Consider the following 2,139-nt stretch of genomic DNA (forward strand, 5'->3'; position numbering starts at 1 on the left):
GGTCAACGCCGGCATCGTTATAGGCCTGAGCGAGTTCATCGCCGCGCTTCCACGTGCCGTCTGCGTTGAACAACTGGCTGAAGGGCAAGTTGTTCAACGCCGACGGCACGTGGAAGCGCGGCGATGAACTCGCCCAAGCCTATAATGACACATCAGTCTTGCCCGTCATCCGCGCGCCGAACAGGACAACCGCTGCGGTCATCCCTGACCCACATGTCGTGATCATCGGCTGGCTGAGATCAACGCCGGCATCATTATAGGCTTGGGCGAGTTCATCGCCGCGCTTCCACGTGCCGTCGGCGTTGAACAACTGGCTGAAGGGCAAGTTGCGGCTGCCCGGAATATGTCCCGACCCCATTTCGGGGCGTGGCTCGGCTTCTTCGCCGGTAAACCGGCCAGCGCCGCGTGCATCGACGACGACGGCTCCCTTGCTGTGCAGATTGGCGAGCATGTCCGCCTTGTTGCGCACGGCCTTGTCATCTTTCCAAACCGTGAAGTGACGGTGGCGCAAAGCGGGCTTGCCGGTCTCGAGCGGACGTCCTTCGGCCTTCCACTTGGCAATTCCGCCATCCAATATGGCGACGTCGTGCGCGCCGAACAATGTGAGCATCCACCAAGCGCGGGTCGCCGATTTGAACGGGCTGTCGTCGTAAACGACGATGCGGCTACCGTCGCCAAGTCCAAGCGATTGCATGCGGCTGGCAAACTTTTCAGGCGGCGGCAAGGTGTTAGGCAAGCTGCTATTGCCATCGGCAAGCTCTTCCAAGTCCATGAAGACAGCCGATGGAATATGGCCACCTTCATACTCGGCCTGCGCATTGCGGCCTGCGTCGGGCATGAACCAGGTTGCATCGACCACACGCAAGTCGGACGCGCCGATTTCTTTAGCCAACCATTCGGTGCTTACTAACAATTCCATGTTTTACGTCCTTGCCCGCTTTTTTGTGATTCTTGTGCGCTGCAAGATAAGCAGCTTTTCCAAACTATCCAAGTGTTTCGAGAAATTGCTGTGCTTGGGCCCGCAACGCAACTTTGTCGGTGTCCGCCATGCGGTCCCAGTTTTTATACGGCATCGCCATGCGCGGGTTTTTGCGCAATTTGTCTTCGTTGCGCGCAATGAACTCCCAGTACAAAGCGTTGAACGGACATGCCTTGGGCCCAATGCGTTGCTTCACGTCATACCGGCAGCTGCTGCAATAATCGGACATGCGGTTGATATAGGCGCCGCTTGCGGCATAGGGTTTGGACGCCAGCAGCCCGCCATCTGCAAACTGGCTCATGCCCAGGCTATTCGGCAATTCGACCCATTCATAGGCATCGGCATAGACCGCAAGATACCATTCATGCACCGCTTTGGGGTCAAGCCCGGCGAGTAAAGCGAAGTTGCCGGTGATCATCAGCCGCTGGATATGATGCGCATAGGCATGTTCGATCGTTTGGCCGATGGTCTGCGACAGGCAGTGCATGTCGGTGTCACCCGTCCAGTAAAATTCGGGCAAGGGCCGAGTGGCGGCAAGGGCATTGCTCTGCACATATTCGGGGCCTGCATGCCAGTAAATCCCGCGTACATACTCGCGCCAGCCAATAACCTGACGGATAAAGCCCTCCGCAGCGTTAATCGGCACTTTGCCTGCTTGGTACTGCGCCTCCACCGCACGGCATAGCTCAAGCGGGTCAAGCAAGCCTGCATTGATGTAGGGGGAGAGGATGGAGTGCCACAAAAACGGCTCGCCCGTAAGCATCGCGTCCTGATAATCCCCGAAAAAGGGCAAGGCATGCGCCAGAAAGTGCTCCTGCTGCTTCAACGCATCTGCCCGCGTCACGGCAAATCCGAACTTGCCCGTCTCGCCTATATTCCGGCTAAAGCGGTCCTCGACCATCGCAATCACTTCCTGCGTGACTGCATTGGGCGCAAAATTTAGCGGCTTTGGCATCGCCAGATCGCGCTTTGCGGGTTTGCGGTTTTCTGCGTCGAAATTCCACTGCCCGCCTTCGGGCGCATCGCCGTTCATCAAAAGGCCCGATTTGCGCCGCATATCGCGATAGAAATATTCCATGCGCAGTTGCTTGCGGTCTTTGGCCCAGAGTTCAAATTCGGCGTGCGTACACAAAAAACGGTCGTCAGGCAGGATGTCGACC

Annotated in this window: 2 protein-coding genes; both read right to left on the reverse strand. The window is 57.5% G+C overall.

The window, feature by feature from the left end:
- Positions 1-139 precede the first annotated feature (139 nt).
- Complete coding sequence (locus ACLL9E_RS08870) at positions 140-919, reverse strand: sulfurtransferase (protein WP_411291380.1); 780 nt, start codon at positions 917-919, stop codon at positions 140-142.
- Between the two features lie 64 nt (positions 920-983).
- The coding region (locus ACLL9E_RS08875; protein ID WP_411291381.1) for a cryptochrome/photolyase family protein at positions 984-2,139 on the reverse strand (1,156 nt) is incomplete at its 5' end.

The organism is Sphingorhabdus sp. (assembly GCF_046596595.1).
GTDB lineage: Bacteria > Pseudomonadota > Alphaproteobacteria > Sphingomonadales > Sphingomonadaceae > Sphingorhabdus_B.